The following is a 14,722-nucleotide window of genomic DNA, read 5'->3' as shown; positions in this document are numbered from 1 at the left end:
CGTACGCGGAGGATCACATCAAGGAAGAACCTGGTGCGGCGATCGGCGCGACGGATGGCCCAGGTTGACGACAGGTCGTGATGCGACTACCGCGACCGGCGGGTTAGCGTGGCGAGCAGGTACCGCAGCTCCACGATCTGTGTGTCGATTGGTGCGCGGGTCGGGTTGCGGATCAGGTGAGTGTCGCCTGGATGGATGTAGCGCACTGCGGGCCGTTCATCCGTGCCGCCAGCCAGGTCGACGATGAGCAGGGGTACCGGTCCCGCGCGCACAGTGTGTTCGTCTTCGGGTCGGGTCCTGAGGCGCTGGATGCGTACGTCGTCGGTGTCCAGGACCGCGGTCAGGGCTGCGCCCTTGGGTGCGTTCTCGGGCCAACCGTCGCTCGTGTCGATGAGGGCTTCGAGTGCTTCTCCCGAGGTGTCCTCGCCGAGGTCGAGTAGTTCGATGAGGCGGTTGCGGTACAGGCTGTGGCCCTGGTTGGTGAGCATGTGTACCGGGGAGACGGGCCGGTAGAGGGCTCCGCCCACCTGTTCGTTAATGAACCGGGCTGGGCTGCCGTTGAGCCAGTCCATGCGGCAGGCCGAGGTGTCGAGGCAGAGCACGAGGTACGGGTTGTGGTGCAGGTGCCAGGGCTGGCACTCGCCGGGGGCGAGAGCCACCTCCCAGACCCGTACCCGGGAATTGGCGAGCAGGACCCGCTGACCAACCTCGCCGAGCACGACGTTGCTGCCATCGGGGGAACGAACGACAGTGCCGGCGCTCATGAGTTCCTTTCGGCAGGCGGGTGCCCGGCCGGTGGCGGCGGGACCTTCAAGTGGGGACGGTCAGTCAGTGGCGGCGAGGGCGGCGATGCGCAGGCAGATCTCCCGGACGATGACGGGCAACTCCCTACCGGTGTGGTCGCTGGTGATGGCCAGGGCGAGTTCGGTGAGCAGGAGGAAGGCGTGGGCGCGTTCGGCGTCGTCGGTGAACGCGTCGGTGAGCGCCTGGACGCCGGGGAGGTCGCCGCGGTGGCGGGCCGCGACGATCCCCACGGCACGTTGCATCCCGGTCAGCAGAGCAGCGGCGTCGGGCGTCATGCGGCGCGGGCGAGGTCCCGCAGCCGGTCGAGCAGCTCCGCCGGATCTGCGTCTGCTCTGCCCTGGGCGGATGCGGCGCTGCCACCGCCCTTTCCCGCCAGGAGACGCTTGATCAGGTCGTTGGCGGCCAGGCCGCGTTGCACGCCGGCGGGGGTGACGGCGACGACGATGCTCGCCCCGCCGACGACGCCGACGACGCCGGGGCGGCGGCCGAGGCGATCGCGGACCTTCTCGGCGAGACGGCGGGCGTCGCCGGTGGTCGTGATACCGGCGTAGGCAACGCCGTCGAGGTCGACGGCGTTGGCGGCGTACGTGTCGGCGTCCAGGTCGATGAGCCGGCCGCGCAGGCTGTCAGCCTCGCGTTCGGTCTGCTTGAGTCGCGCCAGCAGGGTGGTGATCCGGTCGGGAAGTTCCTCGGGGCGGGCCTTGAGCTGGGCGGCGAGTTGGGTGACGAGGTCGCGTTCGCGGGCCAGGTACCGAAACGCCTCGATTCCGGTGACCGCTTCGATGCGACGTTGGCCGGCACCGACCGATGATTCGCCGGTGAGCGCGAGGGAGCCGATCTGCGCGGAGTGCGCGACGTGGGTGCCGCCGCACAGCTCACGGGACCACTCGCCACCGATCTCGACGACCCGGACCGTGTCGTCGTAGGTTTCGCCGAACAGGGCCAGTGCGCCCTCGGCGCGGGCCTGTGCCAGCGGCAGGTGGCGGACCTCGACGGGCAGGTCACGGCGGATCGCCAGATTGGCGACCTCCTCGATCTCACTGCGGGTGGTGTCGCTCAGGCCACCACGCCAGGCGAAGTCCAGGCGCAGGTAGCCGGGCCGGTTGTACGAGCCCGACTGCAGCGCGTTCGGCCCGAGGACCTGGCGCAGTGCGGCATGCACGACATGCGTGCCCGAGTGGGCCTGCCGGGCGCCGATGCGCCACTCGGGGTCGACTGCGGCGTGTACCGGGTCACCGACGGTGAGGCTGCCTTCGAGGATCCGGACCGTGTGCGCGATCAGGCCCTTGACCGGTCGCTGCACGTCGATGATCTCGGCGCGCAGGTTCGGGCCGGTGAGCAGGCCGGCGTCGGAGTCCTGTCCGCCGCTCTCGGCGTAGAACGGGGTGCGGTCGAGTGCGATGGTGACGATGTCGCCGGCCCCGGCGGTGTCGACCGTCGCGCCGCCGGACCAGATCGCGACGACCCGGGATTCGGTGTCGAGCGTTTCGTAGGCCAACCAGTCCGTGGGTCCGTGTGCGTCCAGCACCGTCCGGTAGGCCGACAGGTCGGTGTGGCCGGTCTTGCGGGCCTTCGCGTCGGCCTTCGCGCGGGCGCGCTGCTCGGTCATCAGGGCCCGGAACCCGTCGGCGTCCACGGTCAGGCCCTGCTCGTTGGCGATCTCCAGGGTGAGGTCGATCGGGAAGCCGTACGTGTCGTGCAGTTGGAACGCCTTGTCGCCGGGCAGTGACGAACGTCCGGCTTTCTTGGTCTCGGCGATCGCGGTGTCGAGGATGGTGGTGCCGGCGCGCAGCGTGCCGAGGAAGGTGTCCTCCTCGGCGTAGGCGGCCGAGGAGATGCGGTCGAAGTCGGCGGCGAGTTCCGGGTATGACGGGGCCATGCAGTCGCGGGCGACGGGTAGCAGCTCGGGCAGGGCCTTGCCGTGCCAGCCGAGCAGGCGCATGGCGCGGATCGCACGGCGCATGATCCGCCGCAGCACGTAGCCGCGGCCTTCGTTGGACGGGGTGACCCCGTCGCCGATGAGCATGAGCGAGGTGCGGACGTGGTCGGCGATGACCCGCAGACGGACGTCGTCGGGGTGGGACTGGTTGGCCGCCTGCCCGGAGTGCACCCCGTACCGCTTGCCGGTCAGGTCGGCGGCCCTGGCCAGAATGGGACGCACTTCGTCGATCTCGTAGAGGTTGTCCACCCCCTGCAGGATCGAGGCGATCCGTTCCAGGCCCATCCCGGTGTCGATGTTCTTGTTCGGCAGTTCGCCGATGATCCGGAAGTCGGTCTTCGACGCCACGTCAGTGATCTCGTACTGCATGAACACGAGGTTCCAGAACTCCAGGTAGCGATCCTCGTCGACCTCCGGGCCGCCCTCGGCGCCGTAGGCCGGGCCGCGGTCGTAGTACAGCTCGGAACAGGGACCCGCCGGGCCGGGGATGCCCATCGACCAGAAGTTGTCCGCCTTGCCCCGCCGCACGATGCGCTCGACCGGCACGCCGGTCTTGAGCCACAGGTCGTACGCCTCGTCGTCATCCAGGTAGACCGTCGCCCAGATTCGTTCCGGGTCCAACCCGAAACCACCCTGCTGCACCGGGGTGGTCGACAGCTCCCAGGCGAGGGGGATCGCCCCGGCCTTGAAGTAGTCGCCGAACGAGAAGTTGCCGTTCATCTGGAAGAACGTGCCGTGCCGGCTGGTCTTGCCCACCTCGTCGATGTCCGGCGTGCGGATGCACTTCTGCACCGACGTGGCCGTCCGGTAGGGCGCGGCCTGCTGGCCGAGGAAGTAGGGGACGAACTGCACCATTCCGGCGTTGATGAACAGCAGGTTCGGATCCGAGATCGCGGGCAGCGGTGCCGAGGGCACCACCGTGTGTCCGTTGGCCTCAAGTGCGCCAGGAAGCGCCGCTTGATCTCCGCCGTCTGCACAACGCCCCCTTATTGCCGCATCTTTGCAACTGCAGCCTATTGGCAGGAGGGTGAGGCGGTTCGGGACGCCCCACGGTCGACCGCCCCGCTCGACTGTCCGTGGTGCGGTGCGGCCAGCGAGCCGACTGGGGAAGGCAGCAGGCACTGCGCGAGCGCGGGTTCCGGTCGGTGCCGCCGTCACGTCTGGCGGCACCGACCGGATGACCACCGCCGTCAGCTGTCGGGCGGGGTGGCGGTGGCGGCGACGAGCAGGGACAGTTCCCGCACGAGATCGTCCATGGACTGGCCGCTCTGCGCGCGGAGCAGCCCGAGGCTCAGATCGGCCAGCAGGTAGAAGCCGAGGCTCTTGGCCTGCTCGGAACCGAACGCGGCGAGCAGCTCCTCGGCGCCGCCGAGGTCACCGCGGTGCTTGGCCGCGATGACCCCGGCGGCGCGTTGGACCAGTTCGGCCGCTGCCGGGGTGGGGCTGGTCACGCCGATCAGATCTTTGGCGTGGTGGCGCGGGCGGCGTCGAAGCGGGCGATCACGTCCGACCAGTTGACCAGGTTCCACAGCCGGTCGACGTAGTCCGGCCGGACGTTGCGGTACTGCAGGTAGTAGGCGTGCTCCCAGGCGTCGAAGACCAGCAGCGGAACGGAGCCCTGGCCGACGTTGCCGTGGTGGTCGTAGACCTGCTCCACGATCAGCCGCTGCCCGAGTGGTTCCCAGGCCAGCACGCCCCATCCGGAGCCCTGCACGCCCTTGGTGGCGGCGGACAGCTGCCCGGCGAACGCGTCGAACGTACCGAAGTGCTCCTCGATCGCGGCGGCCAGCTCGCCGTCGGGACGGTCACCGCCGTCCGGGGAGAGGTTGCCCCAGAAGATCGAGTGCAGTACGTGCCCGGACAGGTTGAACGCGTACGTCTTCTCCAGGCCGACCAGGGTCGAGAAGTCTCCCTTCGCGCGGGCCTCGGCGAGCTGCTCCAGGCCGTCGTTGGCGCCCTTGACGTACGCGGCGTGGTGCTTGTCGTGATGCAGCTCCAGGATCTGCCCCGACATGGCCGGCTCCAGCGCGCCGTAGTCGTAGGGCAGATCGGGCAGGGTATAGACCGCCATCAGAACTCCTCGGGTTGCTGCCAAGTTGGTGCTCTTGCCACTATCTTGCAATAGATCCGGTGACTGCGCGGCGAGGAGTGGCGGTTGACCACGTCGGAGACCGAGCGCGTGAACGCTGCGGTGCAGCGACTACGCCGCGCTGGCCTGCGCAACACCGCAGCCCGCCGCGGAGTACTCGACCAACTCGCCCACGCCGTGGGCGGCCGCGGGCACCTCAGCGTGAGTGAGCTGCATCACGCGCTGCTCGCCCGTGGCGTGGTCGTGGAACTGTCGACGGTGCACCGGGTGCTGCGGCAACTGGTCGAGCTGGGCATCGCCCACACGGTGCCGGTCGGCAGGACGACGACCTTCGGGCTCGCCGACGACATCCATCACCACGCCGTCTGCGGCACCTGTGGCGACATGCGGCAGCTACCGGCCGAGGCGGTCGCGGCGAGCGTGGCCGCCGCCCGCGCTGTCGGGATCGACACAGACCAGTCGGGCCATCCCAGCGGTGTCGTCGTCTACGGGCGGTGTGTGCGGTGCCGGACGACGGACCGCTAAGGACCGCACCCGCCGGTGCACATTTCGCCCCGGCTTCGGTCACACTCGAACGTCCGTCGCGCGCTCACGGCACCGGGGTGGGCAACCGCAGCGGGCTGACCGGCACTTACTCACTGGCCCTCCGTGCGACGGCACTGGCCAACGCGCGGCTCGAAGACCCTGCGGACGTGTGGGTGCTGCTGGCGGACCAGCCGTGGCTGCGCGACATTGCCACGGAAGCCGACCTGCACACACTGCGGGTGGCCGGACATCGCCTGCGCGAGGTGTTCCAGACCGTGACGGCGGGACACGAGCGGGAGGCAGTCGACCGTCTCAACGGCCTGCTGACCCGGTATCGGGTTCGGCCGACGATTTCCGGCACCTACGCGGGCGACTGGCATATCCACGTCGCCGCACCCGGCACTCCTCCAGTTGAGTACCTCGCTGCTGCCGTGTGGGGACTCGCCGTATGGCTGTGCCAACGGGGGATCGATCGACTCGGCGTCTGCGCGGAACCCCGATGCCACAACGCGTTCCTCGATGACAGCAGCAACCGATGCCGCCGGTTCTGCTCCGACCGATGCGCCACCCGCAACCACGTCCGAGCCCACCGCGCCAGACGCCGCGCCACCCACCCCTGACCGCCGCCCGACCAGACCGACGCGCCCGTACCCAGTCCGCAGTATCAAGCGGCGGGAGACCCTTACTGCAAAGTTATGGCAACTGCCTATGATTGGCAATTGTGCAAACCTCGGCCGGCGCTCCGCGCCCGATCACCCGTTACGGCACCCCCGTGCTGCACCGCCGCTGCGCCGAGGTGACCGACTTCGATGACAGGCTCGTCCAGCTCGTCGCCGACATGTTCGCCAGCATGTACGCCGCCCACGGCGTCGGTCTGGCCGCCAACCAGATCGGCGTCGACGCACGGATCTTCGTCGTCGATTGTCCCGACGCCACCGGTACCCACACCGTCGCCACCGTCATCAACCCGGTTCTGCACCTACCCGAGCACCGCGAGTTGGTGACCGACTCCGAGGGCTGCCTGTCCGTCCCCGGCCAGCACGCCGACCTGGCCCGCTGCGCCACCGCCACCGTCACCGGGTTCGACATCGACGGCCAGGAGATCCGGCTCGACGGCACCGGCACCCTCGCCCGCTGCTTCCAACACGAGGTCGACCACCTCGACGGCCTCGCCTACGTCGACCGGCTCCCCACCAAACTCCGCAAACAGATCCTCGCCGCCAGCGCCGAACACCCCGGCGTCGGCGCCGGCACGGCGCAGGACGCCTGACCGATGCCGGTCGTCCTCGGCATCGAAACCTCCTGCGACGAGACCGGCGTCGGCATCGTCGCCGATGGCATCCTGCTCGGCGACGCCCTCGCCACCAGCATGGACGAGCACGCCCGCTTCGGTGGCGTCGTCCCCGAGATCGCCGCCCGCGCGCACCTGCACGCCGTCACCCCCATGGTCCGCCACGCCCTCGACCGCGCCGGGATCAGCTACGGCGACATCGACGCCGTAGCCGCCACCGCCGGACCCGGCCTCGCCACCGCCGTGCAGGTCGGCCTCGCCGCCGGCAAGGCATACGCCCTCGCCCTCGGCGTCCCCCTCTACGGCGTCCACCACCTCGCCGGCCACGCCGCCGTCGACACCCTCGAACACGGCCCCCTACCCGATCGCTGCGTCGCACTCATCGTCTCCGGCGGACACACCTCACTCCTCCTGCTCGGCGACCTCGCCCGCGACCCCGTCATCCACCTTGGTGACACCGTCGACGACGCCGCCGGCGAAGCCTTCGACAAAGTCGCCCGCCTCCTCGGCCTGCCCTACCCCGGCGGACCCGCCATCGACCGCATCGCCCAGAACGGCAACCCTGACGCCATCACCTTCCCGCGCCCCATGACCAGCCCTCACGACCCGCCCTACCAATTCTCCTTCTCCGGCCTCAAGACCGCCGTCGCCCGCTGGATCGAAAAGCACGGGGACCAGCCCGTACCCGTGGCCGACGTCGCCGCCTCCTTCCAGGAGGCCGTCGCGGACACCCTCACGCAGAAAGCCATCGCCGCCTGCCGCGACCACCACGCGGACACGCTGCTGCTTGTCGGTGGTGTCGCCGCCAACAGTCGGGTGCGACATCTCGCCGAACAACGTGCCGCCACCGCCGGAGTGCGGCTGCGCGTACCCTCACCACGACTCTGCACCGACAACGGTGCCATGATCGCCGCCGTCGGCGACCTACTCGTCCGCGCGAACGTCGCGCCGGACCGACTCGATCTCAGCGCAGACCCGTCCGCCGTCCTACGCGGCGCGCTCCTACACGGCCCACGCGGGACCGCGTAGATTTCCGGGCGCCCGCCCCGACGTCCGGCCACATCAACGGCTCAGGACTGAGACCGGTAGGACGCGCGGGTCGGAGGGGAATGGCCGGCGACGTACGATCGCGGTGGTGGCGAGGCGTAACGCCGAGATCCCGGCACTGGTGCGAGGGAGGGGTCAGGGTGTTTGGTCGGAAGAAGAAGCTCGGCGATATGGTGGCGCAACTCAGGCCTGACCTGAGCCGGGAGTCACTGGGCGTCGGGCCCGACTTCCCGGGCGTCGCCCCGAACCCGCTCCTGAGCAGTGACGCACGCAAGCGCAATGCGGAACTGCGTACGGGGGTGCTTGCGCTCGGTGTCCTCGTCGGCTGGCGGGAGGTGAACAGCAACCCTCGCGTGGTCCTGATGTTCGACGTGGAGACCGCCGAGGGCATCTCGTTCCGCGGTATCGCCGACGAAGACCTCACGATCACCGAGCTCGCCCGACTCGCCCCAGGACAGACGTTGCCCGTGCGCTACCGGCCGGCCGTCATGGACCACTACGTCGCCCTCGCCCGGGACGCGGACCCCGCCCGTGTGCGGCAACTCTCTGACCAGATCGCGAGCCGCAAGCGGACCTGACCGGGAACCCCCGGCACCGGGTGCGGGTTGTGCCGTGACCATGAACGCTCACGATGTTGGTTGACACGCCGCCCGTGGTGTCGGTCGGGGCGGCGTCGTGGCGATCAGGCTGTGGCAGATCTTGTCCGCGTGCGGCGGCTCAGTGATCAAGAAGGTCAGCAGCTGCTCAGAGCCACCCGTCGGGGAGCCGGTTCACCGATCCGACCGAGGCGGACGGTGGGGGCTGCCCCGGCCAGATCAGCCCAGATAACGAGGCATCCATCGTCGAGACGGCCAACACCCGCTCCGAGAAACTGGGGCGGCGTTCACCCGGTGGAGCATCCGCAAACTCGCCGACCACCTGCGCGTTCACACAACTCGCCGCGACGTGGCGACATCGTTCAACGCTCAGCGGGAGCGTGGGGCGTCGGAGCGTGGGTGGCCAGGAGCAGGTGCAGCGCGGCGGGATCTGCCACGTGCAGGTCGTTGTGTAGGCGTTGCCGTTCCCAGCTGACGTTGCCGTAGCCGTGGAGGCTGGCAGTGGTGACGAGTTCATCGGAGTCATCGTGGAGCGTGATGGTGGTGTCGCCGGGGCAGCGGCAGATGTTCTCGGTGAAGCGGCCGGTCGTGGTCAGCTTTCGCGCCGCTTCGATCGTGGAGGGGGAACGTAGTTCGGCCAGGGTCGCCCGGTCGGCCAGGGGGCCGGCGTCCTCGCCGCCGTCGAGGATCCGCACGACGTGCGTCCGTGACCACACATCCGAGAGCCAGCTGATCACGGTCAACCTCTCCACGCCGTGCCCGGCACCACCGCCGATCCGGCATGCGGGTTCGTCGGGCTGTCAGCGTACGGCGCTGGTCTGCGTTTCCTCGGATCGTCAGTTGCCGGGGCGATCGATGAGGCGGCGGAGGGCGTTTCCGGTGTGGGGGAAGGCGAGTCGCAGGGTGTCGGCGGTGAGGCGGATGCCCCACCAGGTGAGGGCGACGAGGTAGCCGATGATCAGGGCGCTGTGGGTGTTGTAGCTGATGACGAGGGCGTAGCCGATGGTGAGGCCGGGTGTGGTGATGAGGCGGATGGTGCGGGTGCGGCTGACGGTCAGGGCGGTGGCGGTGCCGAGGAGTGCGGCGCCGATGGTGCTGGCCAGGCCGGGCATGCCGGTGAGGTCGATGGGTGTGGACAGGGTGTAGGCGGCGCGGATGAGCCAGGTGCCGGCTGCGGCGGTGGCGGCGTGGGTGATGGCGGGGCGGGTGAGGGTGAGCCAGTGGGGGAGGGCGTGGGCGGGGATGCGGGGTGCGGTGGCCGCGATGAGGGTGGCGCAGGCGGCGAGGGGAAGTGCGCCGCCGAGGGTCCATTTGAGGTAGGAGGTGTAGTCGAAGGAGAAGGCGGTGCCGGTGGCGAGGCCGTAGAGGGTGGCGGTGATGGTGCCGCCGACGGCGGCGGCGAGGTAGCTGCGGCGGATGAGGCTGCCGGTGGTGGGTTCCTCGGTGGGGGTGGTGGGTGTGCCGGTGAGCCAGGTGGTGGGGGCGAGGTGGGCGATCGCGATGGCGGTGAGCATGGCGAGGGCACCGGCGGTACCGAGTTGCGGCAGCGAGGTGCGGGCGCCGACGACCCAGGTGTTGTGGATGGTGATGTCGGCGGTGAGGACGGCCTGCACGAGCAGCGCGAGGGAGCAGGCGCCGATGAGAAGGGTGCCGGTGAGGTCGCTGATGCGCAGCCGGACGCGGGGCAGCCGAGCGGCGGTGGCGCGGGGTGCGGGCTGGTGGTGGGTGGTGAGGGTCAGGGCGCCGTCGGTGAGGGCGTGGGGGTGGTCGACGAGGACGGGGGTGGTGCCGGTGGTGTGGGCGAGGTGCTCGGCGACGGCGGGCAGGGTGGGGTCTGGTCGCAGGATGACGGCGGTGAGGTGGCCGGTGTCGACGTCGGCGGCGTCGAGGAGGTCGGTGACGGCGCGCGGGATCTGGTCGAGGACGGGTTGCGCGGCGCGGGTGACGTCGGCGCGGGTGATGATCGCGGGTTGGCGGGGTGCGGGGAGGAGGACGGGGGCGCGTTCCTGGGTGACGAGGAGTTGCCGGGCGGTGCGGACGGCGTCGGTGAGGGCGCGGTGGTCGTGTGCGGTGGCGGAATGGTCGCCGGGGGTGCGGAGGGGGTCGTCGTCGCCGGTGGCGGTGTGGATGACGTGGTCGGTGATGAGGCGGTCGAGGTCGGGGGTGTTGTCGAGGCTTCGGGTGGCCAGTTCGGTGTAGCCGCCGTCGGTGGTGTGCAGGACGGTGAGGGTTGCCGGGTGCCGGTCGGCCTGGCAGACGAGGACGCAGGAGCCGGCGGGTGTGGGGTGGCCGAGGGTCGTGGCGTGGGCGGCGAGCGCGGCGGGTGCGGTGACCAGGGCAGGGGACGGTAGTCCGGCGCGCTGTGCGGCTTCGGTGACCTGCTGGCGGCGGCGTGGCCCCCAGCTCGGTGGGATGGTCACGGTGAGGGCGGTGATCGGCTGACCGATTTGGTGGGCGGCGTGCTGGCCGACATGCCGTAGCACTGCCGCGAGGAGGTCCACGGGGTCGGTAGGTGCGGCGTCAGTGGGGGTGGTGGGGGCGGGTTTGCCGAGCAGGGCGGTCGGGTCGTCGACGAAGCGGTGGTCCGCCGGGATGGACGTCGCTGCGTCAACGCCGACGTACAGGTGCCCGGTGGGGCCGATGACGACACCGGGGGGCATGACGAGACGGCCGTCGATGAGGATCGGGACGCGGACACCGTCGCGGCTGACGGTCGCGGCGATGGCGGCGGAACTCAGATCGACGGCTGCCGTGGTGTCCCCGTGTGGCATGGGGGGCAGTCTGGCCCGTGGGGGTGTGGCGACGTCAACCCTGATTGTCCGCGTGATCCTTTGTGCGCGGATGGTGAGAATCCTTCTCGACGCAATAGCCAGCGACGTGCATTCTCCTGTAAGCGGAGAGCTTCACCGATGAGTCGCAGGGAGGGACGGGTGCCGAAGGTGTCCTCGGACAGGGGCGACAGACTCGCCGAGTACGGCACACGGGCCACGGTCCACCCACCCCGCGACAACCATCACCGTCGAGTACCTCTCTCCCGCACCGTCGCCACCGGAGCCCGGGTCATGGCCGCCGCCGGCATCCTCCTGGTGGTCGTGCCGGCGCTGCTGTGGCTCGCCGGCGGGAACCCGCTGCGGCGGCTACCGCAGTGGTCGCAGATCCCCGCCTGGTTCGAACGCTCCAGCGGACGGTTCACCCCCGACGTCCTCATCGGCGCGGCGTTCTGGGTGATGTGGCTGCTGTGGGCGGTGTTCGCCCTGCTCCTCGTCGCCGAACTCGTCACCACGCTGACCCGGTGGCGCATCCCGGCGCTCACCCTGCCGGCACCCCTGCACCGCCTGGTGTTCGGCCTGGCCGGCACCGCCGCGCTCGCCGTCACCTCCGCAGGCTCCCTCGACGCGGCGGCAACACCTGACCGGCCGACGACCCCCGTCGCCACCGCCGAACACATCGATGTTCCCCGCCAGGCACCCGCCTCCGGCCCGGCGATCATCCAGGTCGCCGACCAGCGGTACCTCTACACCGTCGAACGCCACGACACCCTGTCCAAGGTCGCCAAGGAATGGCTCGGCGACGCGAACCGGTGGCCGCAGATCTGCCAGCTGAACAAACACCGCCACTTCCCCGGCAGCGGTGGCACCCTGCGCGACTGCGACCTCATCTACCCCGGCTGGGAACTGCGGCTACCCGCCGACGCCCGCCCACCACACGCCGCGACCCCAGCGACCCCGACCACCCCATCACCGCAGGCCCCGCCCCGTTCGGGGCCACCACCGGCCTCCGCCAGCGCCGACCCGCAACCTTCAGGACCCACCACCCGACCGTCCGACACCACCACCGAAACGCCGCCAGCCAGCCCGAGCAGCACGCCGGGAACCCCGACCATCAGCGGGACGCCGTCAGCGCCCTCACCCACCGAGCCGACCCCCACCCCGCAACAACCCACGGCCGTCGACCCGACCGAACCCACGACCACCGACGACCATGGGGTGCGGCTGTCGGCCACCGAGTGGCTGCCCTGGTCGCTGGCCGCCGCGATCAGCGCCGCCGCCACGATGGTCTGGCTGCACCGTCGCCGCCGCTACACCGGTGAACCCGACAGCGAACCCCTCACCGCGCTGCCGGCACCGGTCGTCCAGGTCCGCCGCGCCGTCACCGCCCACCCATCAGAGCCGGGCAGCGACGAGCAGCCACCGCGCCTGCACCCCGTACTCACGTCGCCGCCCGGTGGTGGAATCGGCATCGTCGGCGACGGCGCGCACGCCGCCGCCCGCGCCACCCTCGTCGCCGTCCTCGCCGCAGGCGACCCCCACCACCCCGACGCCCGCAGCGAAATCATCATCGACACCGCCACCCTGACCACCCTCCTCGGCCCCGACGCCACCACCCTCACCCCATGGCCACGGCTGCACCTCGTCGACACTTTCACCGACGCACTCACCACGATCGAAACCCACCTGCTGCACCGCAGCCGCATCCTCGACGACCACACCCTGACCGACCTCGACACCACCCCACACCCGGAAACCCCCGACGCGGGAGCCCTGCCACCGATCGTCCTGATCACCGAAGCACCACCCCCCACTGCCCGGATGCGGACCAAGACCGCCCTCACCCTGGGCGCGGACCTGCACGTGTCCGCGCTCCTGCTCGGTGAATGGACACCCGGCACCACCGTCGACGTCACCACCGACGGACACACCCACCCTGTGGCCGAGCAGCCCGCCGGACCGGTGCCGCCGCAACTGCCGGTGCTGGAAGCCGCCACGGCGATGCAGATCCTGCAAACCCTCCGCGAGGCGCACACCGGCACACCACCCGCCGCTGCACCCGCCGCGCCTGTGCCCCTGCACACCAGCCGAGCTGACACGCCGCCCGCCGACACGGCACCACCGCCGGGCACCGACCGGCCCTCCGATGATGTCCCCACGGGGCGCGCTCGGCTGCGGGTGCTGGGTCCACCGCGCATCGAAGGCATCACCGGGCCGGGACGTCCGCTGCGCGCCAAAGCCCTCGAACTGGCGGTGTACCTCGCCGTGCACCCCGACGGGGCCGCCACCCGCGAAATCGGCGAGTACCTCGAACCCGACGCCCGCCTCAGCCAAGCCGACCAACGCGTCCACACCAACGTGTCGAACCTGCGACACGTACTCGGTCGCGCCGGCACCGCAGACACCAAGAACGCCTACGTCATCAAAACCGCCGGCCGGTACCGACTCGACCCGACGACCGTCGACGTCGACGTGTGGACCCTGCGCGACCTGATGCGCGACGCGACCATCGCCACCGGACCCCGCCGCCGGGAACTCCTCACCACCGCCTGCGACCTCTGCGCCGCGCCACTGGCCGAAGGCCAGGACTACGAATGGCTACCCCCACACCGCGAGACCATCCGACGCTGGGGCACCGAAGCCCACCTTCTCCTCGCCGACGACCTACTCCACCATGATCCGCAGGCTGCATCCGACCTGCTCGACAAAGCCATCACCCTCGACCACTACAACGAAGCCCTCTACGTCAAAGCGATGCACGCCCGCCACACCCTCGGCGACGCCGACGGCATCCGCACCCTCCTCCGCGCCCTTACCAGAGCCCTCAACGACCTCGACACCCAACCCCACGACGACACCATCACCCTGGCCACCCAACTCCGCACCAACCTGAGCAAAAAGAACTCAGAGCTACTACGGAAGGGCTTATAACGTCCCTGGGCATGTAAATACCGAACATTTCAGGTTGAACCGCACACTGCACTGGGAGTAACCGGTCAGGGGCCTGATGTCGTCGCTCTGAGCGGAGGCCCGCGCGGCTGCTGGGGGTGTCGGAGCCCTGCGTCGACGACTAGGGTGAGGACGCGGTACGCGGCCTAATCTCGCCCGGCCGGGCAAGAGCGAACGCACGCATTCGGTGGGTCGGGGGAGCCCGGATCGCCGCGCTGACGCCGACTCGCTCAGCTCGACCCCGACGGCCACCAGCCGTTTGATAGTCCCACAATCGCGCCCACCCACGCGCCAGCGACAGCTGCAATGTGCCGGTCGCGTCTCCTCAGGGACCGTGGACGCGCGGCCCTCTGGTGTCCGGATCCTCCGGTTTAGGTTCGGTTCTGCTGGCTTTCGGGTCTCGCCATGCGCCCTGGTTGTACGGATAGACACCCCGCACTCCGCGGCCCGCCTGCCCGACAAGGGCGACAAGGTTCGCCGCAGTCCCGTCCCGGCGCCCGCCCGCGACCAACCCACCGCCTGGATCCGCCACCGCGGCACCGAGCTTGGACCGCTGCGGACCGGCCACTATGGCAGGCTCACCACCTTCGGCATCGCTCAGATCGTCCTCGCCGTCGACGCCGACACCGGCCTGCCCGGACTGCGCCCCCACCGACTACGCCACACACCTATGCCACCCGCCTCCGCAAGGCGGCGCCGACCCCGCCCAGATCC

The 14,722-nt window shown here is 70.3% G+C and carries 12 protein-coding genes and 1 pseudogene; 6 read left to right on the top strand and 7 right to left on the bottom strand.

From position 1 onward, the window contains the following. Positions 1-86: 86 nt before the first annotated feature. From ACN268_RS10650 to ACN268_RS10630, 5 genes and pseudogenes are all read right to left on the bottom strand, one after another. Positions 87-764, bottom strand: coding sequence for a hypothetical protein (locus ACN268_RS10650; RefSeq protein WP_421483017.1), 678 nt, complete (start codon positions 762-764; stop codon positions 87-89). 60 nt (positions 765-824) lie between these two features. Next, the gene (locus ACN268_RS10645) at positions 825-1,079 is read right to left on the bottom strand and encodes a superoxide dismutase (protein WP_421483016.1); all 255 of its coding nucleotides are present in this window, start codon (positions 1,077-1,079) and stop codon (positions 825-827) included. Then, a pseudogene (alaS, locus tag ACN268_RS10640) lies at positions 1,076-3,720 on the bottom strand (alanine--tRNA ligase). Before alaS ends, ACN268_RS10645 begins: the two are co-directional and overlap by 4 nt. A 213-nt stretch (positions 3,721-3,933) precedes the next feature. After that, entirely contained in the window at positions 3,934-4,194 is a 261-nt protein-coding gene (locus ACN268_RS10635) for a superoxide dismutase (RefSeq protein ID WP_402903985.1), read from the bottom strand. A 5-nt stretch (positions 4,195-4,199) separates the two neighbouring features. Then, positions 4,200-4,814, bottom strand: coding sequence for a superoxide dismutase (locus ACN268_RS10630; RefSeq protein ID WP_088643334.1), 615 nt, complete (start codon positions 4,812-4,814; stop codon positions 4,200-4,202). 84 nt (positions 4,815-4,898) lie between these two features. Between ACN268_RS10630 and ACN268_RS10625 the strand changes: the two genes are divergently transcribed. The 5 genes from ACN268_RS10625 (at position 4,899) to ACN268_RS10605 (ending at position 8,273) form a co-directional block, all read left to right on the top strand. Continuing rightward, positions 4,899-5,357 (top strand): Fur family transcriptional regulator, encoded by a 459-nt coding sequence (locus ACN268_RS10625; RefSeq protein ID WP_421483014.1) that lies wholly within the window; start codon positions 4,899-4,901, stop codon positions 5,355-5,357. A 77-nt stretch (positions 5,358-5,434) separates the two neighbouring features. Next, entirely contained in the window at positions 5,435-5,977 is a 543-nt protein-coding gene (locus ACN268_RS10620; protein WP_245854366.1) for a CGNR zinc finger domain-containing protein, read from the top strand. Positions 5,978-6,078: 101 nt separating this feature from the next. Next, a complete protein-coding gene (def, locus tag ACN268_RS10615) occupies positions 6,079-6,627 on the top strand; it encodes a peptide deformylase (RefSeq protein ID WP_421483012.1) in 549 nt (182 codons plus the stop codon). A 3-nt stretch (positions 6,628-6,630) separates the two neighbouring features. Next, the gene (gene tsaD / locus ACN268_RS10610) at positions 6,631-7,677 is read left to right on the top strand and encodes a tRNA (adenosine(37)-N6)-threonylcarbamoyltransferase complex transferase subunit TsaD (RefSeq protein ID WP_421483011.1); all 1,047 of its coding nucleotides are present in this window, start codon (positions 6,631-6,633) and stop codon (positions 7,675-7,677) included. A 158-nt stretch (positions 7,678-7,835) separates the two neighbouring features. After that, complete coding sequence (locus ACN268_RS10605) at positions 7,836-8,273, top strand: hypothetical protein (protein WP_402903973.1); 438 nt, start codon at positions 7,836-7,838, stop codon at positions 8,271-8,273. Positions 8,274-8,653: 380 nt separating this feature from the next. On the opposite strand, the gene ACN268_RS10600 is transcribed toward ACN268_RS10605, so the two are convergent. Continuing rightward, positions 8,654-8,986 (bottom strand): hypothetical protein, encoded by a 333-nt coding sequence (locus ACN268_RS10600; RefSeq protein ID WP_421483010.1) that lies wholly within the window; start codon positions 8,984-8,986, stop codon positions 8,654-8,656. A 141-nt stretch (positions 8,987-9,127) separates the two neighbouring features. Further along, positions 9,128-11,062 (bottom strand): Hsp70 family protein, encoded by a 1,935-nt coding sequence (locus tag ACN268_RS10595; RefSeq protein WP_421483009.1) that lies wholly within the window; start codon positions 11,060-11,062, stop codon positions 9,128-9,130. A gap of 291 nt (positions 11,063-11,353) precedes the next feature. On the opposite strand from ACN268_RS10595, the gene ACN268_RS10590 reads away from it, so the two are divergent. Then, entirely contained in the window at positions 11,354-13,990 is a 2,637-nt protein-coding gene (locus tag ACN268_RS10590; protein WP_421483008.1) for a transcriptional regulator, read from the top strand. Positions 13,991-14,722: the final 732 nt, after the last annotated feature.

This window comes from Micromonospora sp. WMMD735 (assembly GCF_049178995.1).
Lineage (GTDB): Bacteria > Actinomycetota > Actinomycetes > Mycobacteriales > Micromonosporaceae > Micromonospora > Micromonospora wenchangensis.
The sequence above is the reverse complement of the archived record's forward strand: the minus strand, read 5'-3'. Positions and strand labels throughout refer to the sequence as shown.

Excerpts from the sequence above, each read along its gene's own strand:
- ACN268_RS10650 (WP_421483017.1), bottom strand. The coding sequence starts at position 764 with ATGAGCGCCGGCACTGTCGTTCGTTCCCCCGATGGCAGCAACGTCGTG.
- ACN268_RS10645 (WP_421483016.1), bottom strand. The coding sequence starts at position 1,079 with ATGACGCCCGACGCCGCTGCTCTGCTGACCGGGATGCAACGTGCCGTG.
- ACN268_RS10630 (WP_088643334.1), bottom strand. The coding sequence starts at position 4,814 with ATGGCGGTCTATACCCTGCCCGATCTGCCCTACGACTACGGCGCGCTG.
- tsaD (WP_421483011.1), top strand. The coding sequence starts at position 6,631 with ATGCCGGTCGTCCTCGGCATCGAAACCTCCTGCGACGAGACCGGCGTC.
- ACN268_RS10595 (WP_421483009.1), bottom strand. The coding sequence starts at position 11,062 with ATGCCACACGGGGACACCACGGCAGCCGTCGATCTGAGTTCCGCCGCC.
- ACN268_RS10590 (WP_421483008.1), top strand. The coding sequence starts at position 11,354 with ATGGCCGCCGCCGGCATCCTCCTGGTGGTCGTGCCGGCGCTGCTGTGG.